Raw genomic sequence first — 20,380 nt, 5'->3', positions numbered from 1 at the left:
TGGATCGACCTCAGCTTTCGCGGTACGGCCAGATCGTCCGCCTCCCACAGTCGTGACCGGGCGCAAGTTGCCTTGACGCCAATGACAAGGTTCTAGCGTGGCTGCGACAAGCGGGTGGGGAAGGTCGTCGGCGCACGGCGAGGCCACGGTGCCACCGCAGTACCGGCGACTGCCCATCCATCACATCGGCTGACTAACCGGAGGAACGGCGATGAAGTTCGCAGTCAGCTACAGCACGCCCTATCACGGCATCGACCCCGACAAGATCGTGGCCTACGCCCGGCATGCCGAGGACTGCGGCTTCGAGTCGCTGTATGTTCCCGAGCACATCGCGCTGTATCCCGGTGCGATGGTCGGGCGCTTTGAGCTCCCGCCGTCGCTGCCGTACTTCGATCCGCTCGATTGCCTGAGCTTCGTCGCCGCGGCTACGCGACGGATCCTGCTCGGAACGGGTGTGCTGCTGCTGCCCTACCATCATCCGGTGGTCCTGGCCAAGCGTCTGGCGACCATCGATGTGCTGTCCAAGGGGCGGATGCGGCTGCTGACCGTGGGGCTCGGCGCCCTGCCCGGTGAGGCTCAGGCGGTGGGGGTCGACTTCAGCACCCGTGGGCGTCGTGCCGACGAGGCGATCGACGTGATGCGGCTGCTCTGGGCCGGCGGCGAAGACGGTGTCAGCTTCGCTGGGGAGTTCTTCACCTTCGATGACCTGTGCCAGTTCCCAAAGCCCTATGGGGTCACCCACCTGCCGATCCATATCGGCGGATCGAGCCGGGCGGCCGCACGCCGCGCCGGACGACGCGGCGACGGCTACTTCCCCGGCGGCGCGCTCGATCCGAACGAACGCGCCATCCAGCTGGACCTCGCCCGGTCGACCGCCGTCGAGGCCGGCCGCAACCCGGAAACGCTGGAGTACACGCGATCGGGGCCGATCGACATGACCATCGATCAGGTGGAGGAATTCGCCGCTCAAGGCGTGACCCGCATCGTCGTGAGTGCCACCGCCACCGAACCAGACCGGCAACGCGAGGAGATGTCCGCGTTCGCCCAGCGGTTCGCCCTCCTCGAACGCCTTTCCAGCCAGTCCGGCCCATCGGGGGATTGATCGGCGGTGAAGACGCTGTCGTGTTGTGGTCACGCGCGGGGTTGGTCCACGATTTTGGCCGCGTAGTCCGCCAGCCGTGCCCTCACCTGCTCGGCGGTCATGCCGTCCTGGCCGACGAGGTGTTCGACGAGGTCGGCGCGGGTGGCGGCGAGCAGAGCGTGTGCGGTGAAGTCTCCGTCCGGAATGCCGGGGATCTTCCGCAGTGTGTCCCGGAGCGTGCGGTGCCACCACGCGTAGTGCTCTGCCTGGTAGGGGCTGCCGCTACCGGCTTCTTCCAGGGCCAGGGAGAGGTGGCGGTTGTCGAGCTTGAAGCGGAGCACGGCATCGAGCACGGCCAGAACGCGTTCGCGAGGTGGGCCGGCGGGCCCGAGGGGCGCCGGTCCCGTCTCCACGGCGTGGCGCACGGGCTGGATGCGCGCTTCGACCAGTGCACGGATGAGGCCGGTCCGGTCGCCGAAGCGGCGGAAGAGGGTGCCTTTGCCCACCCCGGCCGCTGCCGCGATCTCGTCCATGGACACGCTGCGGGGGCTCTGGCTACGAACGAAGAGATCGTCGGCCGCGGCCAGGACGGCCTCGCGGTTGCGCAGGGCATCCGCGCGCTCTTTGCGCTGGGTCATGGCCTCTCCACTTGCAAAACGGACCGATAGTCCATATCGTTAAACGGACTCATGGTCCATATGTTACTGGCGCCCGCGCGCGCCCCCTGGACAACGCGAAGTTCTTCCCCGCCGCGCGACAAGAGGAGATGAGATGACCGGCCGCGCCATCCTGGTCACCGGAGCCACGGGCAACACCGGTAGCCGCGTCGTGTCCCAGCTCACCACGCTCGGTCACCCGGCCACAGCGGCCAGTCGCCGCGTCACCGCACAGGACGGCGCCCAGGCCGTCCGTTTCGACTGGTACGAGCCCACCACCTACGACGACGCACTGCACGGTACGGACCGGGTCTACCTCGTTCCGCCCATCGGCGACCCGGACCCGGCCGCCGTCATGCTGCCCTTCCTGAAGCGAGCCCGTGCCACCGGTGTACACCGCGTGGTGCTTCTCGGCTCCTCGGCCATACCCGCGGGGGGACCCGGGGTCGGCCAGGTGCACGGCCTGCTCCCCGACCTGTTCGACCAGTGGGCGGTACTGCGGCCATCGTGGTTCATGCAGAACTTCACCGATCACCACCCGCACGCGGACAGCATCCGCGACGACGGCGTCATCCTGACCGCGACGGGTGCGGGCCGGGTCGGCTTCATCGACGCCGACGACATCGCGGCGGTCGCCGTACGCGCCCTCACCGACGAGACAGTACCCGATACCGATCTGGTCATCACCGGGCCCCAGGCTTTGAGCTACGACGACGTCGCGGGCATCATCACCCAGATCACCGGCAGGGCCGTCTCCCATCGGCCGCTCACCTACGAGCAGATGTGCGACCGTCTGACCGGCGCAGGCGTCCCCGAACGGTTCGCCGCGATGCTGGCCGGCATGGACCGTGCCATCGCCGAGGGAGCGGAAGACCGCACCACCGACACCGTTGAGCGTACGACCGGCCGTCCGCCCCGTAGTTTCCGCGAGTACGCCGAAAAGGTGATGCGATGAAGCGGCCTTACCGGGATTGCCGATGGGTTCGCCGGTATCCGTGTGGGGAGATCGTCGCGCAAGGCTCGCTCACCACATTCCACGGCAGCCGGGCACATGCGCAGCAGGCCACCTTCGAGGCCGTACAGGCTCCCGGCCAAAGCAGGCCGATGGTTATCTTGTCGCCGACCGTTCGCGCGTTCCTCGGTTGTATCCCTTTGAGCGGCTTGTCGGCTGGCGGCCGATGCGGACCCCGCGACGCCCCTCGTTGACGTGGTGGCGGAACCGACCTCGCGTTGGGAGGCGATGGACGTCGTCCAGATCGGTGGTCCGGCAGGGGGCGGGAAACACAACACGCCCGGCGGTCAGGCGACCACCGTAAAAGGGAACGGACTAGGCTGGCGAAATGTTGCTGGAACATCGTGGCGCGAGGCCGGTGGTTCCGGAGTCGGCGTACGTCGCCCCCTCGGCTGTGCTCTGCGGTGCGGTCGTCCTCGGCGAGCGCGCCCGTATCCTGCACGGCGCCGTGCTCACCGCCGAGAACGGCGAGGTGCGCGTGGGTGCCGACGTGGTGGTAATGGAGAACGCCTTGGTCCGCAGCCGCGCCGGGCACCCGGCGATCCTGGGCGACGCCGTGCTGGTCGGCCCGCATGCGCACGTCAACGGGGCAGTCGCCGAGGACGAGGTCTTCATCGCCACCGGTGCCTCGATGTCCCCGGAGCGGTCGCGGGCACCCGGTCGGAGCTGCGGATCAACAGCGTGCTGCACGTGAACTCCCGGCTGGCCCCCGAGACCGTCGTGCCGATCGGCTGGATCGCGGTCGGCGACCCGGCCCGGCTGTTCTCCCCCGACCGGCACGAGGAATTATGGGAGGTACAGCGCGACCTCGATTTCCCCGGCACCGTCTACGGTGTGCCGCGCACATCGTCGATGCGCGAGATCATGGCCCGCCAGGTCGAGTTCTACGGCGCACACCTGGGCGACCGCCTGCTCGACGCCCCCGCTGACTCCGAAGTCTGACCCCGCTGGTCGTGCCCCTCCCCTGCCGGAGAAGAGCGCTCCTTCCCTTCCGTACCGGGCCGGGACCCTTTGGCCGGGCGGAACCTGTCATTCGGAGGGCGGTCGCATCAGACGGCATGGCTGCATTTCGCTGCTGTACGGATAATGAGAAAGGCCCTCCGGGGTGATCCCGGAGGGCCTTTGACCTGCTGTGCGGCCGGAGGTACTCGAACCCCTGACCTTGAGATCCGTAGCCAGTTCGAGACTGTCCACAGACGTCCACAGGTGTCAGCAAGTCCTGCTCAGAGCCATCTCACTCTTGATCGTCTTCTGTGGGCGTCCACTCGCGTCCAAGGATGATGTCAGCACTTCCGTTAGCAAGGTCACGCGCGGCGCAAAGGCCCTGTCGGGCCCACTCGCTACTCTCCCGCACATGGCAGTCCCCGAGATCATCCCCATCGGCTACGAACCCGACTACCACACCGACACCATCGGCCACTGGGAGGGCGGCCAGTTCCTCGGCTCCGTCGTCGCCGCCTTCCCCGAGGGCTACACGCACACCGACGACTGGCAGGCGCACAAACGCTGGCACGCCGTCCTGCACACCTTCGACGCCGCCGGCCACCATCTCAACTCCCGCATCGAGCGCACCGGAACCGACGACGATCACCGGGCCGCCGTCGACGCAGCACAGGAGCGGCTGAAGCAATGGCTCAACACCCTCCCCGGCCTCCGCTTCGGCGACATCGCCATCCGCCCCTTCCGCCACGACGTCGACGGAGTGCTGTTCGGCCTCGTCATCGAAACCTTCGAAGGCACCGAACACGCCGAGCTCTACCCGGACAACCTCGGCTTCTACGAACCCTGGGACGGCTTGTACGACACCTGACCGCCTGATCTACCGAGTCTTGCCGTGGTCAGCGGCCGGGGCGAGGTCCTCCTCGTCATCTTCACCCTCGTAGTCATTCGGATCCAGGACCTCGTCCACGTTGTAGTGCAACCGGCCGTCGATCAGGTAGTCGCGGCGGAAGCCTCGTCCGCCGACGTCTTTGCCAAGGTAATGGGCGAATAGCGGTAACGCGCTGTAGCGTCGGCAGCATCGACGGCCAACGCATCAGATCAAGACGCTGAAAAACCCCTGAGACGGCGTACCTGTCCAGGGGCTTTCCGCTAGGCGGGACGCTGTCCTCAGCCGTTGTGCTGATCGCGGATCACGTAGCGGGTGTGGGCACCGTCCATCCACTCCCTGTCGATCTCCCTGCCCGTCACCCTGCCGACAAGCGCCAGGGCCGACGTGAGGCAGGTCGCCATGGGCGGGCTGTATCCGTTGTGGACAAGCCCGATGAAGTCCCCCCACTCGTCGGGGATGGCCTCCTCCCCGTAGTCCTGTCCGCTCTCCGCGCGGGTCTCCTCCCACGCGCAGTACTCCAGCCACCCCGTCGGCAGTTCGGGATCGCTCTCCCAACCGGAGTCGTCCAGGTCGAAATGCAACCCCTGCGCGTAGGAGTCGAGCGCGTGAGGATCACTTCCCCAGCGCTTTCCGGGGACGGTGACGTTGAAGTCCGTCACGTAGTGACCGTTGACCGCGTATTCGAGATCACGCGGCCCGTTGATGTCCCAGCTCACCAGCAGCGCCCGCCCGCCGTACGAGAGCTCCCGCAGAGCCCCGTGGCAGTCGAAGCCCCGCACCTGGATGATCTGCGTCCAGTCCGCCGTCAGCCGACCGGCCCAGACGACCCCCGGATCGCCGTCGGAAGGCCACCCTCGCAGGACGTCCGCCCAGGTGCACTCGACCGTGTCGTCCACATCCGCGACCGACACCCCCAGGCGCCGGGCGGCCTCCCACACCTCCAGCCCCTCCACCCACGCGGCCATGAACCACTCACCCATGCCGTAGGACCGGACGAGGTGCCAGAGACGCTCCGACCGCCGCATTCCCGCTCCCTGCCCGCTCAGTGCTCGTTCCTAGGGCGACTCAAACAGACATCCCCGACAGTTCCGTGATCAACGCCATGCCGCGGTTCTCGCGACCGGGTGCGTACCGGGACGGCCGGTCGGTTCGGCTTCATCATGAGAGAAAGCACCGCAAGAGCGGTGGAAGACACCCTGTTAGCAAGGGCCCCGAACGACTAAGAAAAGAAGAAGGCCCCTGAGCGGATAATCCCTGCTCAAGGGCCTTCTTGCTGCTGTGCGGCCGGGTACATCAAGGTCTCCGTCAAAGCCGGGGCGATTCACCGGTCGGCTACGTTCTCGCGCAGTTTGCTCAGCCGCTCCTGAGCGAACGAGCGGATCTCCTCTTCCTCGACCATGGCCGCGTGCTCCAGGAGGTTCGTATTCTCCTTGTCGGCCAGGCTCGCGGCGGCCGCCGCGGCGAACAGCCGAGTCACCGGGTCGCCTGCTTCGAGCCGGATGACGATGCCGTTCAGATCGGGCTCCTCGTCGTCCTGGAGGATCAACCACTCGGCCAGTTCCTTGACCTGACCGGACGGCAGGCATGCCGCCCCCGCCTCAAGCTGCTCGACCGAGGCCTCGGTCAAGAACTCGAGGACCTTCCAGCGGACGGCGCTGTCGGGGTCTCGGCTCAGGTTCATGACCTGAGCGATGATGGGCCCGTGCCGCTCGTCGGCGTTCTCCAGCACCACTGCTATCGCGTCGTATCGCACAGTACGGATCGGGCTGGAGAGGAGAGCCGGGACCTCGTCGATCAGCGGCGCGGCGAGGTCGACGAGTTCCGACAGCAACCAGGTCGCCGTCGGCAGGATCCGGTCATCACCGCTATGGAGAAGTCTGGCGAGGTTCTCGACGGGGAATCCCGCGTACAGCTCGCTGAGCAGGTCGTTGGCCGCCAGGCCCACGAGATCGCCGTCGGCCGGATGCGCAAGGATGCGCTCGATCAGATCCTCGCCTGCTTGCGTCTGCATCGGCTTCACCACTTCCTGTTCTTCTGACGCTCCTGCCACTCGGCAGCAGCGGGGTAGTGGTCGGCGCCGGTTTGTGAGCTCCCTTTGTACGTGCCCCCGCTGGACGAGCTGGACGTCTCACTCCTGCCGCCTGCTTGCCCTGAAGGCTTCGAGAGCCTTCTCTTCCCTTCTGATCCGCTCCGCGTGCCCGACCTCGTAGCCTTTTCTCTCTTCCTCCGCCCTCCTCGCCTTGATGCTATCCTCCAACATCTTCTCGGTGCGGTCCGCCTCCGCTTTCGTCATGCCCCTGGCACTGGTGGGCGGATCGCCGTGAATTCTTCCGTCATGGGCTGAGCCCTGGTTCGAGTTTCGAGAGAAGAAGTCCCTGCCACCCCTGTCGTCCCTGCCGCCACCCCTGCCGCCACCCCTGCCCCCGCCGCGCCCATTGCCTCTGTCATTCCTGCGGCTCATCTTGGTGATGCCGTCCTTGACGGACCGAGGTCCGGACGGACTCCGCAGACCGGACGACCGCACGGGGACTCCACTGCGCGGGCCGGCCGTGGCCAGGCGTGGTCCGGGACCTCCTGGGCGTCGCAGGTCGTCCAGGATGCGGCGCATCGGTTCGGTGACCCGACGGCGCATGATGGGAGCGATCACTTTGCCGGTGCCCTCGCCGCCCTCACGAAGGATCTTCCTGACTGCCTGACGCGACGCCAGCACCCGAGCCGTCGCGACGGTCACCCCGACCGCCCCGCCGAACGCCAGCGCCTTGGCCACACCGACCGCGGTGAACACCGCCTGCGTGCCCGCCGCCACCTTCACAGCCGACACCACCGCAGCGCTGCCATCCAGGGCCACCGGCATCAGCTTCATCGCCGCGTTCGCCTGAGCGATGTGGCCGCCCTGCGCACCGGTCCTGTTCCAGTAGTTCTCCATGCTGGTGGCGGACTCGCCGCGGTAGACCTGCTGCGTGGTGCGGACCGCCGAATCGGTAGCGCTCGCCGCAGGGGCCATACCAGACCGGGCGACCCGCACGGCGTTGCCCTCGGCCCTGATGTCGTCCTCGTTCATGTTCGGCCAAGGACCGAGCATCTGCATCATCCCGGCCGCCACCGGGGGAAGCACTACAGCCATGTGCGACCGATGTTCTCGATGCTCGCGGCCTCGCCATCACGCGTGTTCTTGACCACGGTGTGCAGGCCGTCGCCTGTATCGACGATCGCCGTGGACAGTTCGTCGAGCGCGGCCATCGACACCTCGCGGCACTCGGCGTACATGCTGGTGAACATGCCGAACAGACCGTCATCTCCGAACGAGGACACCCCGTCGCCGCGAACTCTGAGCGGCTCGAGCGCGGCGTTGTAGTCCTCTCCATGGGTCCTAATACGGGAGGCTTCCTGCGCCGCAGCCCCTAAGACGATCTCAAGTCCCGTCATGCCTAAGCACCATATCGTCACATGTCATGATCTTCGTGTTATTTGTCGTTCATGAGCCCTGAATCTCCATGTCGAAATCACGGTCGCATGTATCTAGACTGGCGGCCGTCCGCTCTCCTGATAACCGGAGGTCCGACGTGCGGCCCCCCACTCCCGATAACGACGACGAATACCTGCTCGAATACTTCGCCCAAGGTCAGCGGGTCATACGCGAACTACAGGCTGCGCAGTCCGTGATTCGACAGGTGGAAGGTCTGGCGAAGAGCAAGAACGGTCTGGTCGAGGCGGCCGCCGACGGCGAGGGCGGGCTGACCCGGTTGTACATAGACCCGCAGGCGATGCGGCTCGGAGAATCGGCGCTCGGCCATGAGGTCGCCGCCGTGCTCCGGGCGGCGCAGGAGGACGCGGCGCGCAAGGCGCAGGAGATCGCGGACGCGGCGGAAAGCGCCGCCGCACTGCCCCAGCCGCTCGACGAGGCCTTCGTACGCGGGCGGGTCGAGCAGGCCGCCCGCGATCTTCTTCAATAGGCTCGGAGGCAAGCGTGTACGGTCAGCAGTTCGACCCCGCCGACATCACGGACCGGCACATCGACGAGGTGGCGCGCCAGAGTGAGCAGGTACTGGCCTGGCTGGAGACGGCGCAGGCGGACCTCGACCAGATCGTGGGGGCGGGCGAGACGGCGGCAGGCCAGGTCAAGGCGACCGTGGACGTGAACGGCTGGGTCCTCGGCGTCACCTACGGCCCCCGCGTGACGCGATTAGGCAGCCAGGAGCTGGCCGAGCAGACGCTCGTGGCGGTGCGGGCAGCATGCGCAGACGCCCAGCGCCAGACGCACGATCTCATGCGCGAGGCCATGCCGGACTTCGACCCGGTGGAGGCGAACGAGCAGTTCCAGCGACTGCTGACCGACTGGAGCTGACCCGGCCGAAGCCGGGCCGTACGGTCACTGACCAGGTGGTGCAGTGGGTGCCGTCGTTTCTGACGGCTCGATGAAGGCGTCTGCACCTGAGAAATCGATCGGATCGGGGGGCACAGCGTCCCCTTTGCGGTACGAGGCTGAAGCCGGGCGCGGCCCTTCTCCCCACGTGCGACGTAACCGGCAGCCGCTAGGCCACCGAGGGCGCTCAGCGTCGCGTCCAACGTGACGCCAAGCCGGTCCAGCCCCACCTCAGGACGGGACGACGTCCAGGACCTTGTGTGTGACCTCGTTCAAGGCGTCTCTATCTACCCGGCGACGAGACGACCACGAACGAGGACGAACCCTCAGTGAACAAATGGGCGTTGCTACAGTCGGCCCCTAGAAACGCCCCAGGGAGTCCCTTAAAATCAAGGAACTCCCTGGTCAAGCTGTGTGCGGCCGGAGGTACTCGAATACCACACAGGTTCGGCCGGGGAGTGGGTCGTCGAGCACAGCATCACCGAGGGCGGCGACAGCGGCGGCCCCTGGTTCTGGAACAGGAACGCATACGGCATTCACAAAGGGCTGATTTATGATGGCGGCCCGTCGTACTTCACTTCGGTAGACCCCGCCTACAGCCCATGGGGAAGCGGTTGGTCCGTTTGGACTCGCCACTGACCTTTAGATGATCCTTCCGAGGTCCCGGCTCCTCGCCGCGCGGACCGATGAGCCGGGACCCGCGCATGTTCATCTAACCTTTCCGGACAGACGACGGCGCGGGTTGCAGAACCCCTCGATGTAGGCGAATACAGCACGCTCGGCTTCTGACCCGGTACGGAAGGTCCATCGGTCGATCAGCTCGCACTCCAGCGAGGCGAAAAAGCTCTCGGTGGTGGCATTATCGAAGCACGTGCCGGTCCGGCCGGTCGAGGGGCGCACGCCAGCCTGCTCACAACGTCGACCGAACGCGATCGAGGTGTTGCGACGACCAGTTGAATCCGCCCAGGCGAGCTGGAGCTGGGAATTCTGGTCACGGGTCGAGACGCGGGTGTAGGCCCACACCTGCCCGGTCGTCGAGGGGCTCAGTCGGGTCTCTGGCTCACTCGGCGTGACTGTAGCAGGTCGGCGATGGTCTCGATGCCGTCGGAGATGGCGGCTGTGGTCAGGTTGCCGAATCCGAGTACGAGCTGTGGGGGCTGTGGGTGCTGGTCCATGCGGTAGGTGCTCATTCCGTACAGTCCGACGGACCGACGGCGTGCGGCCGCGACTATGGCACGCTCGTCGGCACCGCTTGGTAACTGGGCGACGGTATGGAACCCGGCGGCCAGCCCGCGCAGTTCGATGCCGGGTGCGTGTCGTTGGATCGCTTCGAGGAGGGCGGTGCGGCGGGCGGCGTAGCGCTGCCGCATATGGCGCAGGTGACGATCGTAGCGGCCGGACTTCAGCAGGTCGGCGAGCGCGAGTTGGTCGATGACCGGTGAGCCGCGGTCGGCGAGCTGCTTGTAGCGGGCGACATCGGGAGTCAGGTGAGGCGGGCTGAGAATCCAGCCGAGTCGCAAAGCCGGCGCGAGTGATTTGCTGACGGAGCCGAGGAGCGCGACCCGGTCTGGGGCGAGGCCCTGTAGCGCGCCGACGGGTTCGCGGTCGTAGCGGAACTCGGCGTCGTAGTCGTCCTCGATGATCGTCGCGGTCCGTGCCGTGGCCCAGTTGATCAGGGCTTGTCGCCTGTCAGGGGCGAGCACGACGCCGGTGGGCGATTGGTGGGCGGGTGTGAGCACGACGGCGCGTGCATCAGTGGCAGCGAGTGCGTCGGTGTCGATGCCGCGCTCGTCGACCGGGACGGCGATGACGTCGAGGCCCAGCATCGCGGCGATGGTGCGGTGGTCGGGGTCGCCGGGGTCCTCGAAGGCCACGACGCGTATGCCCTGTCCCGCCAGGGACCGCAGGACGAGCTGGAGTCCTTGTGCGTAGCCCGCGCAGATGACGGTGTGACCGGGGTCGGTGCCGGCGCCGCGGACTCGCCGTAGATAGGCGGCGAGCACGTCGCGCAGTGTCGGATCGCCGTGCGGGTCGGGGCAGCCGAGCAGGTCGCTGGGCGCGTCGCGGCAGGCACGGCGAAGGGCGCCGCTCCAGTACTCGCGCGGGAAGCTCGACAGGTCGGGTACGCCGGGTCGGAAGTCGATTCTGGCAGGCTCGATGGCTGTGGACGGCGGAAGCGCGGCCGTGTACGGACGCGCGGTGGCGGCGACCCGGGTGGCCGAGCCGCCGCGGCTGACCAGATAGCCCTCTGCCTGCAGTTGCGCATAGCACTCGGTCACCAGGCCGCGAGAGATACCGAGGTCGCGGGAGAGGGCACGGGATGAGGGGAGTCGCTCTCCGGCAGCGAGCCGACCGGCGCGGATGGCCTCCCGCAATGCGCGTTCGAGTTGGTCGCGCAGGGGTTCAGGTCGGTTTCGGTCGACCTGCAAAAGGAGCTGTGGTCCGGAACCGGTCCAGTCGATCAGCATGAAACTGGACCTTACTGCTGAACCGGATCCCGTCCTACGGTCGGCTCATGGATCATCAGGAAGTCACCGCCGGTAGGAAGGCTTCGGTGGGCAGGGTCGAGATTCGTCTCGGGGATGGCGTGGATCGGCAACCGATCCTGACCCGTCCGATGGTTCTGTTGCTGATCATGTCGGTGTGTTCTTCCGGGAGCTTCTATCTGCTGATGTCGGTCGTCCCCCTGTATGTGGCCACGGCCGGGGTGGGCGGCGTGGGCGCGGGCATGTCCACCGGCGCACTGATGCTGGGGACCGTGCTGATGGAGTTCGCAGTGCCGGGCCTGCTGCGCAGGTACGGGTACCGCGCCGTGATGACCGCGGGCCTGCTTCTGCTCGGGGCGCCTGCGTTGGTACTGGTGGCATCCTCCTCACTGCCGTTGGTGCTGGGTGTCTGCTTAGTGCGTGGCGCAGGGCTCGGCATTGTCGTTGTGGCCGGCGCGGCCCTCGTCACCGAACTCGTGCCGACCGATCGCCGCGGCGAGGGGCTGGGGTTGTACGGCGTAGCCGTCGGGGTCCCGTCCATCGCGTGCCTGCCGTTGGGTCTGTGGCTGGTCGGGAACGTCGGGTACGGGCCGGTGTTCATCACCGGGGCGGCGCTGTCGTTGCTCGGGCTGGCCGCCGTACCCGGCCTGCCGGCCCGGTCGGCTCGAATCGAGCACGGCAGCGTTCTCGGCGCCTTTCGTATCCGTGGGCTCGCCAGGCCGACGGTCATCTTCGCCACCGTGACACTGGCGGCCGGCGCCCTGCTGACCTTCCTCCCCATGGCCGTACCGGCCGAGTCACATCAGGTGGCCACGGGGGCTCTGCTCGTGCAGTCCTGCGCTGCTCCGCTCGCACGCTGGGGCGCGGGCTGGTACGGCGACCGTCATGGCGCTGCCCGCTTACTCGTCCCCGCAGTGCTCACGGCCACCGTTGGCACGGCCGTGCTCGTCTGGGTGGGCAGCCCGGTCGCGGTGATGGTCGGCATGGGGCTGTTCGGGCTTGGGTTCGGCCTGGCCCAGAACGTGACGCTGGCACTGATGTTCGAGCGCGTCCCCGAGTCCGACTTTGGTCGGGTAAGCGCGCTGTGGAACCTCGCCTACGACGGCGGGATGGGCGTCGGGGCAGTCGCGTTCGGCCTCCTGACCGTGCCGATGGGCTACCCCGTGGGATTCGCCATCACCGCCATCGTGCTGTTCACCGCGCTGGCCCCCGCGTGGCTCGACCATAGGGCCGCGTCGAAAGACGACATCGCTTGACGGTCGCTTCAGCCGCGCCCCTGTTGACACCGCAAGAAACGAGCGAAAAGGAGAACCTCATGGAAAACGTCATGCTGAACATGAGTGTGTCAGTGGACGGCTTCAGCGCCGGACCCGATGTGACCGTCGAGCACCCCATGGGCGAAGGCGGCGAGCGGCTCCACGAGTGGCTGTTCAACAGCGGTTCGGATCGGGCTGTAGCCGCTGGCGGCACATCACCGAACGGAGTGGACACCCGGGTCGCACAGGAGCTTTTCGCATCGACCGGAGCCGTTGTGGTGGGCAGACGCACGTTTGACGTGGGAGTGGAGTTGTGGGGGGACACCCCGTTCCCCGTGCCCTGCTTCGTGCTCACCCATCAAGCCCGCGAACAGTTGGTCATGAAAAGCGCAGCGTTCACCTTCGTCACTGACGGCATCGAGAGCGCGCTTCGGCAGGCCCGAGTGGCAGCGCGCGACAAGAACGTCCTCATCATGGGTGGGGCAAATACCGCACAGCAGTTCGTGAGGGCCGGACTCGTGGACGAGATTCAGATTCAACTGGTGCCCGTGCTGCTCGGTTCAGGCACCCGGCTGTTCGACCACCTAGGCACCCATCACATCGAGCTGGAACGAAATAGGTTGATCGAGTCACCACACGTGACGCACCTGCGATTCCGCGTCGCGAGGTAGCCGGCTGGCCCAAGCCCGCCCGGAGCCTCCCATCAGCCGCGCCGAGCAGCGCGGCTGATCCGTTGTGAGCTGTACGGAGATCAGAAAGGCCACCTCTGGTGATCGGAAGTGGCCCTTGAGCTGGGCGCGGCCAAGAGGACTCGAACCCCTGAGGTGCCCTGCAGATTCCGGACAGTCAGCTACATAAGCTGACATAAGTCTGGAAGAGGTAGGTACGTGATCCCCTGACCTGGTGCGTTACAGGTCAGAGCCGGCATCGCCCAGTTGGGGCGATGACGACCAGGGAGCCCTGCCCCAGGGAGTCGCCGCGAACTCCACTCGTCCGCCTCTCGAATAGACACGGCTCACGCCGATCAGATGACCATATCCGGCCGGCAGTAACCCGAAGAGCAAACTCGGGCGTCACACACGCACCACCGCGTAACGGGAGAAGCCATGACCTATCCGCCACCAGGCCCCTACGGACAGCAGCCACAGCCCTACGGATACGGGCCTGTCCAGATGACGACCGTGCGCGAACGCGGCTTCAACCCGATCACGTTCATCGTCCACGCCTGCCTGTGGTTCTTCATCCACTGGTGGGTGGCCGCCCTCACCCTCGGCCTGTGGCTCATCGTCGCCATCCCGGTCACCTTCATCGGGTGGCAGGTCACCCGCACCATCCCCGTCCAGCATGCGCCCGGTTACTACCCGCCGCCGTACGGCCGCTAGATCGGCCAGCCGAACCCGCGTCATACACGCACCTACCCCTCAAAGTCGAAGAACCCCAAGCGCGACCCAGTAGGCCCGTGACGGCATTTCGCCCAACGGGTCTAACGTGTCCGTCGTCTGTTGGCATCTGGCGGAGCCAGGCCGAATGGGATAAGAATTCCAAGATCAGATCTTGGAGGTTGTTCCTGTGCTGTCCACGGATGTGCCGTCTCAACCACCGGTGGTGGCTGAACGCCTGCGGCCGTGGCGGCTTCAGTCGCAGGGATACGTGGCCGTCCTCAGCGGGGTTGCCGCCGTCACCGTCATCGCGCTGATGAACGCCACTCGCCTCGATGTAGGGGCAGAGTACTCATTGCCGGCGCCGGTCTTCTCGGACTGATGGTGAATGTCGTCATGATCTGGGATACCAGGGTGAGCCCCGACGCCTACACCGTGTTGTCGGTGTTGCTCGCACTGGTCGTTCATATCGTTCAAGTGGGTGTGCAGAGACCACACGATCGGGGAACCCTGCTGCTGTCCAGAGGGAAAGATCATGCGCCGATGTGGCTAGCCGGTGCAGTCGCCATCCTGGCCGGTGGCGTACTCCAACACCTCATGGTGACGACACTCGAAGGGTGATGGGAGCCAACCGGGAACCACCCTGTTGGCAAGAAGGTCAAACGATCACGGAACGACGAAGGCCCCTGATGGCGTAATGCCTGTTCAGGGGCCTTCTTGCATGTGTGCGGCCGGAGGTACTCGAAACCCCGACCTTCTGATCCGTAGGGAAGGGCGGATGCCTCGTCAGCGGCGTCCCGGCCTGGTCAGGCGGTGGATACGGGCCGGTGACGTGTGATCGTGTAAGGCGATGTTGCTGTACGGCGCTGCTGTAGCCCGCGCATCTCTGCAGCGCCGCATGCGGTCGCCGGGCCGTCAGCGCCTGCTCAGTTCCCGCAGCACCGGTAGCCCGGTGCCGGAGTCGAGCACGAGGCGGTCGCCGAGTGGTCGCGCCAACGTGACGGTGATCGTAGCTGTCTTGAGGATGGCCGGGCACACCTCAACAGAGTCGGATCCTCTCTCGTCCACGTCGACCACCACCAGCCGGTTGGTCTCGTAAGCGCGTGCCCCGTGAATGGTGTCGCAGGCGCCGTAGCCGTACCGGAGAAGCAGTTCGTTCGGCTTGCCGGCGACAAGGTCGAACGCCATCACCTCTTCGACGTCCCCCCGCACCCGCTCGGGACGGGCGGTGACGGCTGAGGGGTCGACCGCCACATGGACCTTCTTCTGCTCGACTCCCTCGACGGTGAACACCCAGGCAGGCACCTGGATCGTGCCACGGCTGGTCTCCAGCGGGACCTTGCCCAGTCTGGCGCCGGTCACCCGGAGCGGGCGACAGCCCCCGGCCGGGCACTCCTCTTCGATGAGGTCGGCCGGTCTGCTGAACTCCGCGTACGCGCTCGCCACTGTGATGAGCGGCACCTGCGAGACCTCACCGTCCGGCCATCGCACGTCAGCACGGTCCGGGGAGTCCTCGGGCAGTTTGGCGACCAACCGCCAGGCGCCGTTGTGCGAGCTTCTGTTCACCCAGGCCGGGATCCGGCCCACGTGAGCCCATCCTTGTGGGTTCAGCACCTCCAGTGCGACGAACCCTTTGCGCCAGGCGCGGTCGTCGGCCGAGCCCTGCCAGCGCTCCGCCACCTCCCGGGCACGATCCTCGAACTCGTCAGCCGAGGCGCCATGGAACCCACCGCGTAAGACCTGAGAGACCCCACCGCAGGAGGACAGGAGCAGCACCAGGGATAGGTACGCGATCATTCTTCGCATGAGACCTCCTCCACCCCATGATCAGCCAACGCCCAACGCCTCCGCCTCGGCTTCCCGGGTTCTGACGAACTCCTCCTGAGGACGCACTCGACCAGCCCCCTCATCCGGTGGCAAGGACCAACGAAGTCGGTCCGCGACAGTCGATCGCCCCGGCCACGCACGGTGAGCATCGGAGTCGGCGATCGTCACGGCCTCAGACAGTTCACGACGAACCCTGGTGGGCGTACCAGGCTGATCCGTAGCAAGGTCAAGGACGTCCACAGCCGTCCACCACTGACACAAACGCCTGCTCAGAGGCGGTATCTGGCGACCGATCACCCATCTGCCGTCGACAACGCTCATGCCACACCGCTTGGCAGCGATCTCGACCAGTCCAACCTTGGGCTTGCGGACGCCCTCGATGTCAGAGAGCGCGTAGGCGTCTACGGCCTCGGCCAACCCTGTCTGCTGGATATTCCCAAGCTGATTGTCGGCCGTCCCATTCGTGACGACCGCGATGCGCCATCCTGACGCCCGCAGCCGGGCCAGGCCGCCCAGCACCTCGGGCCGACAGTGCACGAGGTGCGGCATCCGCCTCCGGTAGCGGCTCCACAGCACTTCGACCGGCTCCGACAGCATGAAGCGGTCGCGGACCTTGGCGAAGAACACCTCACGATGTGGATAACCGGCCTGGTCGAGTTCGAGTAGCCAGCCGATCGCCTCCCCGCTGAGCCGGTGTTCGTTGGCGAACTCCCTTGCCTAGCGCCGGAATGCCCCGTCAAGGTCGATGAGGGTGTTGTCCAGGTCGAAGAGTGCAAGCCGCTGCATATCAATCCTTACTTCGGGTCCTTGTACAGTCCGGCCAGTCTCGGCCGGTACCTGATCAGCGGGTCACTGCCAGGACCCGGCCGCGATGACCGCCCGTCGGTCCCGCCCCGGAGCGATGTCTTCCATTCGCTGGCCGCTCAGGCGCTTTCAGAGGCTCCCAGCGCCGCTGATTCTTTCGGCGGCTCGCCCAGACGACGAAGCGGCCCGCTCCCCTCGGAGGGCGGGCCGCCTTGAAGTAGCGGCGGTCACGCGCGGCGGCGCAGGTAGCGGGCGCGGCGGCCGGCGTCGTGGAAGCCGAGCCGCTGGTACAGGGAGGCGGCCGGGTTGTTGTCGTTGACGCAGAGCCACGCCTCCCGGGCGCCGTCGGCGGCCAGCGACCGCAGCGCCCTTGCCACCAGGTGGGCTCCGACCCGCCGGCCCCGCCAGGCGGGGACCACGCCCACCTGGTCGATCCAGTTGTCGATGATGTTGAAGAAGCCGACCGCCGTGCCGTCGGGACCACGCGCGATCAGGGACAGGTCCGGCCGGTACCCATCGTCCTCCCGCAGCTCATCCAGCCATTCCTCGGCCACCGGCTCGACGAAGCCGGGCCGGCCCGCGAAAGACGCCCGATAGGTCGCGAACAGCTCGGAATCGAGTGTCACCGGCTCGGTGGTCACGCCGTCGGGATGGGCGACCTCCGGGAGGGCGGTGAGGTCGTGGCGCAGCACCCACTCGACGAAGGTCCGCTCGAAGCCGCGCGCCGTAAACAGGGCGTCCGCGCCAGGATTCCACGACTCGGTGGTCAGCAGCAGACCGGCGTCGCCGGCCTGCTCGTCTGCCCAGCTCAGCAGCCGGCTACCGACGCCCCGCCCCCGCCAGGCCGGATTCACCAGGCCGGTGCTGGTAGCCGGCTGCCCGGCGGTGCCGACGCTCACGGCCGCGACCAGGCCGCCCTCATGCCAGGCGCCGAGGGTACGGGACTGGAGCAGCCGGGCTCGCAGCAGCGGAGAGCTAGTGAACAGCGGGAGGCCACCGTCGACGGCCAGGCACGCCTCGGCCAGTTCAGCCAGTGCCGCGAGGTGTTCCTCGCCGAACTCTTTCCAGGTCAGCGCGTCCCTGCCCGGGTCCACCACGATCCTTTATCCTTTCACTGTCGCCGATCGCCCGACGGCCGGCCGTGGCGGCTGACGCCGGGCCGACGCGACGGCGCCGATGGGCAGTAAGTAGGCATCCCCGCCGGTGTCGCTGTCAACGCGGTTTCAGTCCGTCCGCGCGGCCCTTGAAGCGTCGGGGCGGGCGGTGTGCCAGGCGTTCGCCACCGCGATGCGCACTTCGGCGTGCCGGAGGAGGTGCTGACCGACAACGGCAAGCAGTTCACCGGCCGGTTCACCAAGCCACGCCCGATCGAGGTGCTGTTCGAGCGGATCTGCCGGGAGAACGGTGTCACGGTGCGTAACACCAAGCCGCGGTCACCGACCACGACCGGGAAGATCGAGCGCTGGCATAAGACCGTGCGAGAGGAGTTCCTCTCCCATGAGGGCTTCGCCAGCCTGCAGGCCGCCCAGGCACTGCTGGATGCGTGTGTGGCCGACTACACGCGGTCCGGCCGCACCAGGCGTTGGACATGGCCACCCCGGCTGACTTGTCCAGACAAACAAACTGTCAGTGATCACTCCCTCATTTCGACGTCTGGACGCCTGGAGCGTGGGAACGCATTGGGAAGGATCAACCACCGCCGCTCGGTGACGACCGGACACAGCCGGACATCAGAACTGATCGCAGACACGAAAAAGCCCAGGTCATCGTGGTGATGACCTGGGCATTCGCACTGTGCGGCCGGAGGTACTCGAAACCCCAACCTTCTGATCCGTAGTCAGATGCTCTATCCATTGAGCTACGGCCGCTCGCTGCGTAAGCAAGCATAGCGGGTTTTGTGGGGTGCCTCGAACCGGTTTCGCGATCGAGGCTCCGCGCCGAGGTCGGGCGGCGCGACAGGCCCTGGATCAGAAGGTCAGGCGGACCGGAGGATCGAGGAGAGGACACCGGGAAATCGGATCTCCATCTCGGCGAGGCGAAGTTCGTGGCGGCGGAAGCTGCCTTCGGGGGTGACGCGGAGGAGCCCGGCCTCACGAAGGACCTTCAGATGGTGGGAGAGGGTCGACATGCTCACCGGGACGTCGAACTGGCCGCAGACCACGCCTCCGGCCTCGGCGAGCTGGCGAACGACCGAGAGTCGGACCTCGTCGGCGAGAGCGTTCAGCATGGTGGGGAGGGTGACGGAGGAGACGTCCGGATGGTGAAGGGCTCTCATGGGTCGATCCTAGCCAAGGAATTCGAGACTTTGACAAACATCAAAATTCGTCGGCACAATCGGATATGACAATTCGACCATCATCGAAACCTTTGGCGGCCAGATGACTCCCGACGACGTGCTCTCCACCACCCGGGCCGTACGCAGGCGACTGGATCTCACCCGGCCCGTCCCTCGCGAGCTCATCGAGGAGTGCCTCAAGCTCGCCGTACAGGCTCCGACCGGGCGCAACCGCCAGCGCTGGCACTTCGTCGTGGTCACCGAGCGGGAGCAGCGAGAGAGGATCGCGACGCTGTGGCGGGAGGGGATGCGTCTGCCCGGGACGCCGATGCCGGAGGAGGACGCGCGGCGGGCGTACGCGTTCCCGGGCTCGATGGAGCGGGTCTGGGAGGGAGCGGATCACCTGTACCGGCACATCCACCAGGTGCCTGCGTTCCTCATCCCGTGCATCGCCGGGCGGACCGAGGGGACGAGCGTGCACGAGCAGGCCAACACGTTCGGCTCGATCTTGCCGGCCGTCTGGAGCTTCATGCTGGCCGCGCGGGCCAGGTCGCTGGGCACGGCCTGGCTGGGGCCGCTCCGACTGGAGCGGGAGGCCGCCCAGGTGCTCGGCATCCCGTACGGGAAGGTGATGCAGGTGGCGTTCGTCCCGTTGGCCTACACCATCGGCACCGATTTCAAGCCTGCGCGGCGGGTGCCGATGGAGGAGGTCACCCACTGGGATCGCTGGTGACATCCTTTCCGGGGAGCGATCTTCAAACCCGCTGGAATCGCCGGTGACACCACGACCGATGTGCGGGGTCAGCTGCTGGGATCGTCGGCGACGCCGACCTTCTTCGGGAACAACGTGTAGCTCAGCGGCCAGAGCACAGCGATCAGAGGGATCTTGAGCGCACCGACCATGAAAGCGTTCAACGCCGTGGTCCGTGACGGGTCGCCGATGATGAGGATCAGGCCGAACAGCAGAGCGCAGGCGATGCCGTACGCGAGGACGATCCGAAGCCAGATTCCCCACTCGTAGCGGGCTCTGGCCATGCCGCCGGGTGGGGGCCGCCACGGCTCGGGGCCGTCGGCGAAGTGGTGGGCGAACTTCGCGTCGGCCCAGGTGATCGTGCGGTGGCCGAAGACGACCGAGTAGGCGAGGTAGGCGGCGGCCAGCCCATGGTGCCAGTCCGCCTGGGCACCGCCGCGCATGTCGACGACGGAGGCGATGAGAAGGACCACGTCGAGCAGCGGGACCGCCAGCAGCAGCGCAGTGCTGAGCCGGCGCATGCCCCACAGGTAACGTGAGGCGAGACCCAGCCCCAGCAGGATCCAGAATCCGATCTCGCAGCCGACGATGATGGCCAGAATCATGAGTCCACGGTCGCGGATCGGTCGGCCCGGGACATCGTCGGGACTGATGAACCG

General features: G+C 66.8%; 24 protein-coding genes, 1 tRNA gene and 2 pseudogenes. 14 read left to right on the top strand and 13 right to left on the bottom strand.

Annotated elements, in window-relative coordinates; genetic code table 11:
* Positions 1–211 precede the first annotated feature (211 nt).
* Entirely contained in the window at positions 212–1,102 is an 891-nt protein-coding gene (locus tag AB0K21_RS38180) for a TIGR03619 family F420-dependent LLM class oxidoreductase (protein WP_364157067.1), read from the top strand.
* A gap of 29 nt (positions 1,103–1,131) precedes the next feature.
* Here AB0K21_RS38180 and AB0K21_RS38175 read toward each other — a convergent pair whose 3' ends face one another.
* Positions 1,132–1,719, bottom strand: a complete 588-nt coding sequence (locus AB0K21_RS38175; RefSeq protein WP_343972473.1) for a TetR family transcriptional regulator — start codon at positions 1,717–1,719, stop codon at positions 1,132–1,134.
* Positions 1,720–1,852: 133 nt separating this feature from the next.
* On the opposite strand from AB0K21_RS38175, the gene AB0K21_RS38170 reads away from it, so the two are divergent.
* The 4 genes from AB0K21_RS38170 to AB0K21_RS38155 all read left to right on the top strand — a co-directional run bounded on the left by AB0K21_RS38170 (position 1,853) and on the right by AB0K21_RS38155 (position 4,559).
* Positions 1,853–2,692: an ergot alkaloid biosynthesis protein gene (locus tag AB0K21_RS38170; protein ID WP_364157064.1), complete on the top strand. Its 840-nt coding sequence runs from the start codon at positions 1,853–1,855 to the stop codon at positions 2,690–2,692.
* A 385-nt stretch (positions 2,693–3,077) separates the two neighbouring features.
* The gene (locus AB0K21_RS38165; protein ID WP_343972467.1) at positions 3,078–3,443 is read left to right on the top strand and encodes a hypothetical protein; all 366 of its coding nucleotides are present in this window, start codon (positions 3,078–3,080) and stop codon (positions 3,441–3,443) included.
* Positions 3,440–3,691: a hypothetical protein gene (locus tag AB0K21_RS38160; protein ID WP_364157061.1), complete on the top strand. Its 252-nt coding sequence runs from the start codon at positions 3,440–3,442 to the stop codon at positions 3,689–3,691. Before AB0K21_RS38165 ends, AB0K21_RS38160 begins: the two co-directional genes overlap by 4 nt.
* 412 nt (positions 3,692–4,103) lie before the next feature.
* A complete protein-coding gene (locus AB0K21_RS38155; protein WP_364157058.1) occupies positions 4,104–4,559 on the top strand; it encodes a hypothetical protein in 456 nt (151 codons plus the stop codon).
* Between the two features lie 299 nt (positions 4,560–4,858).
* Here the strand turns inward: AB0K21_RS38155 and AB0K21_RS38150 are convergent, their stop codons facing one another.
* From AB0K21_RS38150 to AB0K21_RS38135, 4 genes are all read right to left on the bottom strand, one after another.
* Positions 4,859–5,605: a DUF6461 domain-containing protein gene (locus AB0K21_RS38150; RefSeq protein ID WP_364157055.1), complete on the bottom strand. Its 747-nt coding sequence runs from the start codon at positions 5,603–5,605 to the stop codon at positions 4,859–4,861.
* A 296-nt stretch (positions 5,606–5,901) separates the two neighbouring features.
* Complete coding sequence (locus AB0K21_RS38145; RefSeq protein ID WP_343972455.1) at positions 5,902–6,591, bottom strand: hypothetical protein; 690 nt, start codon at positions 6,589–6,591, stop codon at positions 5,902–5,904.
* A 117-nt stretch (positions 6,592–6,708) separates the two neighbouring features.
* A complete protein-coding gene (locus AB0K21_RS38140) occupies positions 6,709–7,704 on the bottom strand; it encodes a hypothetical protein (protein WP_364157051.1) in 996 nt (331 codons plus the stop codon).
* Positions 7,695–8,006, bottom strand: a complete 312-nt coding sequence (locus AB0K21_RS38135; RefSeq protein WP_343972449.1) for a hypothetical protein — start codon at positions 8,004–8,006, stop codon at positions 7,695–7,697. The genes AB0K21_RS38140 and AB0K21_RS38135 overlap by 10 nt, the downstream gene beginning before the upstream one ends.
* Positions 8,007–8,143: 137 nt before the next feature.
* Here AB0K21_RS38135 and AB0K21_RS38130 point away from each other — a divergent pair, with 137 nt between their 5' ends.
* Both AB0K21_RS38130 and AB0K21_RS38125 read left to right on the top strand, forming a co-directional pair.
* Entirely contained in the window at positions 8,144–8,533 is a 390-nt protein-coding gene (locus AB0K21_RS38130; protein WP_343972446.1) for a YbaB/EbfC family nucleoid-associated protein, read from the top strand.
* 14 nt (positions 8,534–8,547) lie between these two features.
* Positions 8,548–8,925 carry a YbaB/EbfC family nucleoid-associated protein gene (locus tag AB0K21_RS38125; RefSeq protein ID WP_343972443.1) on the top strand — a complete coding sequence of 126 codons (378 nt, stop codon included), beginning with the start codon at positions 8,548–8,550 and terminating at the stop codon, positions 8,923–8,925.
* Between the two features lie 741 nt (positions 8,926–9,666).
* Here the strand turns inward: AB0K21_RS38125 and AB0K21_RS38120 are convergent.
* Both AB0K21_RS38120 and AB0K21_RS38115 read right to left on the bottom strand, forming a co-directional pair.
* Positions 9,667–9,906: pseudogene (locus tag AB0K21_RS38120) on the bottom strand (integrase core domain-containing protein); the annotation flags it as partial.
* A gap of 80 nt (positions 9,907–9,986) precedes the next feature.
* On the bottom strand, positions 9,987–11,411 hold the full coding sequence (locus AB0K21_RS38115) for a PLP-dependent aminotransferase family protein (protein ID WP_364157046.1): 1,425 nt from the start codon (positions 11,409–11,411) through the stop codon (positions 9,987–9,989).
* 47 nt (positions 11,412–11,458) lie between these two features.
* On the opposite strand from AB0K21_RS38115, the gene AB0K21_RS38110 reads away from it, so the two are divergent.
* The 5 genes from AB0K21_RS38110 to AB0K21_RS38090 all read left to right on the top strand — a co-directional run bounded on the left by AB0K21_RS38110 (position 11,459) and on the right by AB0K21_RS38090 (position 14,685).
* Entirely contained in the window at positions 11,459–12,685 is a 1,227-nt protein-coding gene (locus AB0K21_RS38110) for an MFS transporter (RefSeq protein ID WP_343972433.1), read from the top strand.
* 59 nt (positions 12,686–12,744) lie between these two features.
* Complete coding sequence (locus tag AB0K21_RS38105; protein WP_364157043.1) at positions 12,745–13,356, top strand: dihydrofolate reductase family protein; 612 nt, start codon at positions 12,745–12,747, stop codon at positions 13,354–13,356.
* Positions 13,357–13,791: 435 nt separating this feature from the next.
* Positions 13,792–14,067, top strand: a complete 276-nt coding sequence (locus tag AB0K21_RS38100; protein ID WP_343972428.1) for a hypothetical protein — start codon at positions 13,792–13,794, stop codon at positions 14,065–14,067.
* Between the two features lie 172 nt (positions 14,068–14,239).
* Positions 14,240–14,446 carry a hypothetical protein gene (locus AB0K21_RS38095; protein ID WP_343972426.1) on the top strand — a complete coding sequence of 69 codons (207 nt, stop codon included), beginning with the start codon at positions 14,240–14,242 and terminating at the stop codon, positions 14,444–14,446.
* Positions 14,446–14,685 (top strand): hypothetical protein, encoded by a 240-nt coding sequence (locus AB0K21_RS38090; RefSeq protein ID WP_343972423.1) that lies wholly within the window; start codon positions 14,446–14,448, stop codon positions 14,683–14,685. The genes AB0K21_RS38095 and AB0K21_RS38090 overlap by 1 nt, the downstream gene beginning before the upstream one ends.
* Positions 14,686–14,979: 294 nt before the next feature.
* Here AB0K21_RS38090 and AB0K21_RS38085 read toward each other — a convergent pair whose 3' ends face one another.
* The 3 genes from AB0K21_RS38085 to AB0K21_RS38075 all read right to left on the bottom strand — a co-directional run bounded on the left by AB0K21_RS38085 (position 14,980) and on the right by AB0K21_RS38075 (position 17,792).
* Positions 14,980–15,870: a hypothetical protein gene (locus tag AB0K21_RS38085; protein WP_364157039.1), complete on the bottom strand. Its 891-nt coding sequence runs from the start codon at positions 15,868–15,870 to the stop codon at positions 14,980–14,982.
* A gap of 21 nt (positions 15,871–15,891) precedes the next feature.
* Positions 15,892–16,518, bottom strand: coding sequence for an HAD family hydrolase (locus AB0K21_RS38080; RefSeq protein WP_364157036.1), 627 nt, complete (start codon positions 16,516–16,518; stop codon positions 15,892–15,894).
* A 404-nt stretch (positions 16,519–16,922) separates the two neighbouring features.
* On the bottom strand, positions 16,923–17,792 hold the full coding sequence (locus tag AB0K21_RS38075) for a GNAT family N-acetyltransferase (protein ID WP_343972414.1): 870 nt from the start codon (positions 17,790–17,792) through the stop codon (positions 16,923–16,925).
* Positions 17,793–17,949: 157 nt separating this feature from the next.
* Between AB0K21_RS38075 and AB0K21_RS38070 the strand changes: the two are divergent.
* A pseudogene (locus AB0K21_RS38070) lies at positions 17,950–18,310 on the top strand (integrase core domain-containing protein); the annotation flags it as partial.
* A 180-nt stretch (positions 18,311–18,490) separates the two neighbouring features.
* Here the strand turns inward: AB0K21_RS38070 and AB0K21_RS38065 are convergent.
* Both AB0K21_RS38065 and AB0K21_RS38060 read right to left on the bottom strand, forming a co-directional pair.
* Positions 18,491–18,563 (bottom strand) — tRNA-Arg (locus AB0K21_RS38065).
* Between the two features lie 107 nt (positions 18,564–18,670).
* On the bottom strand, positions 18,671–18,970 hold the full coding sequence (locus tag AB0K21_RS38060) for a helix-turn-helix domain-containing protein (protein WP_364157032.1): 300 nt from the start codon (positions 18,968–18,970) through the stop codon (positions 18,671–18,673).
* A 103-nt stretch (positions 18,971–19,073) separates the two neighbouring features.
* Between AB0K21_RS38060 and AB0K21_RS38055 the strand changes: the two genes are divergently transcribed.
* Positions 19,074–19,703 (top strand): nitroreductase family protein, encoded by a 630-nt coding sequence (locus AB0K21_RS38055; protein WP_364157029.1) that lies wholly within the window; start codon positions 19,074–19,076, stop codon positions 19,701–19,703.
* A 68-nt stretch (positions 19,704–19,771) separates the two neighbouring features.
* On the opposite strand, the gene AB0K21_RS38050 is transcribed toward AB0K21_RS38055, so the two are convergent.
* The gene (locus AB0K21_RS38050) at positions 19,772–20,326 is read right to left on the bottom strand and encodes a hypothetical protein (protein WP_343972405.1); all 555 of its coding nucleotides are present in this window, start codon (positions 20,324–20,326) and stop codon (positions 19,772–19,774) included.
* Positions 20,327–20,380 lie beyond the last annotated feature (54 nt).

This window comes from Streptosporangium sp. NPDC049248 (genome assembly GCF_040678965.1).
Lineage (GTDB): Bacteria > Actinomycetota > Actinomycetes > Streptosporangiales > Streptosporangiaceae > Streptosporangium > Streptosporangium fukuiense.
This window is presented reverse-complemented; position numbering and strand designations above follow the sequence as displayed.

Coding starts and splice junctions, on each gene's coding strand:
- AB0K21_RS38180 (WP_364157067.1), top strand. CDS start 212: ATGAAGTTCGCAGTCAGCTACAGCACGCCCTATCACGGCATCGACCCC.
- AB0K21_RS38175 (WP_343972473.1), bottom strand. CDS start 1,719: ATGACCCAGCGCAAAGAGCGCGCGGATGCCCTGCGCAACCGCGAGGCC.
- AB0K21_RS38170 (WP_364157064.1), top strand. CDS start 1,853: ATGACCGGCCGCGCCATCCTGGTCACCGGAGCCACGGGCAACACCGGT.
- AB0K21_RS38165 (WP_343972467.1), top strand. CDS start 3,078: ATGTTGCTGGAACATCGTGGCGCGAGGCCGGTGGTTCCGGAGTCGGCG.
- AB0K21_RS38155 (WP_364157058.1), top strand. CDS start 4,104: ATGGCAGTCCCCGAGATCATCCCCATCGGCTACGAACCCGACTACCAC.
- AB0K21_RS38150 (WP_364157055.1), bottom strand. CDS start 5,605: ATGCGGCGGTCGGAGCGTCTCTGGCACCTCGTCCGGTCCTACGGCATG.
- AB0K21_RS38145 (WP_343972455.1), bottom strand. CDS start 6,591: ATGCAGACGCAAGCAGGCGAGGATCTGATCGAGCGCATCCTTGCGCAT.
- AB0K21_RS38140 (WP_364157051.1), bottom strand. CDS start 7,704: ATGGCTGTAGTGCTTCCCCCGGTGGCGGCCGGGATGATGCAGATGCTC.
- AB0K21_RS38135 (WP_343972449.1), bottom strand. CDS start 8,006: ATGACGGGACTTGAGATCGTCTTAGGGGCTGCGGCGCAGGAAGCCTCC.
- AB0K21_RS38115 (WP_364157046.1), bottom strand. CDS start 11,411: ATGCTGATCGACTGGACCGGTTCCGGACCACAGCTCCTTTTGCAGGTC.
- AB0K21_RS38110 (WP_343972433.1), top strand. CDS start 11,459: ATGGATCATCAGGAAGTCACCGCCGGTAGGAAGGCTTCGGTGGGCAGG.
- AB0K21_RS38105 (WP_364157043.1), top strand. CDS start 12,745: ATGGAAAACGTCATGCTGAACATGAGTGTGTCAGTGGACGGCTTCAGC.
- AB0K21_RS38100 (WP_343972428.1), top strand. CDS start 13,792: ATGACCTATCCGCCACCAGGCCCCTACGGACAGCAGCCACAGCCCTAC.
- AB0K21_RS38090 (WP_343972423.1), top strand. CDS start 14,446: ATGGTGAATGTCGTCATGATCTGGGATACCAGGGTGAGCCCCGACGCC.
- AB0K21_RS38085 (WP_364157039.1), bottom strand. CDS start 15,870: ATGCGAAGAATGATCGCGTACCTATCCCTGGTGCTGCTCCTGTCCTCC.
- AB0K21_RS38060 (WP_364157032.1), bottom strand. CDS start 18,970: ATGAGAGCCCTTCACCATCCGGACGTCTCCTCCGTCACCCTCCCCACC.
- AB0K21_RS38055 (WP_364157029.1), top strand. CDS start 19,074: ATGACTCCCGACGACGTGCTCTCCACCACCCGGGCCGTACGCAGGCGA.
- AB0K21_RS38050 (WP_343972405.1), bottom strand. CDS start 20,326: ATGATTCTGGCCATCATCGTCGGCTGCGAGATCGGATTCTGGATCCTG.